The organism is Staphylococcus pasteuri (assembly GCF_030547725.1).
GTDB lineage: Bacteria > Bacillota > Bacilli > Staphylococcales > Staphylococcaceae > Staphylococcus > Staphylococcus pasteuri.
Genome location: NZ_JAUOQO010000457.1, coordinates 1 through 262, shown reverse-complemented (window position 1 = coordinate 262; position 262 = coordinate 1). Strand labels below are relative to the sequence as shown.

Sequence of the window (262 nt, the reverse complement as noted above, 5' to 3'; positions counted from 1 at the left end):
AACCTGAGTTAAACCAATACAGTTTGCGGGTGAGCGCGATTAGCTTATCGTCGCAGCAATTTTTAGAATCGTTAGACGTTTGGAGCAGTATTGTTCAGCAGCGTGTTGCGCCTTATAACGACATGCAGGTCTGGGAGCAAGACAGCTTCGCGAACATCCGTTTTCAAGCGGAACAGCTATTAGTACCGAATATTGGCCATATTGTTGAGAACGACATTATTCGCCATGCTCTGTGGCAGCAAGTTAGCCAGCAAAGCAACGT

Annotated in this window: 1 protein-coding gene; it reads left to right on the top strand. The window is 46.6% G+C overall.

Features of this window, described 5'->3' with window-relative positions; all coding sequences use genetic code 11:
- On the top strand, window positions 1-262 hold a 262-nt coding region (locus Q4528_RS14340; RefSeq protein ID WP_303522300.1), incomplete at both ends, for a Rossmann-fold NAD(P)-binding domain-containing protein.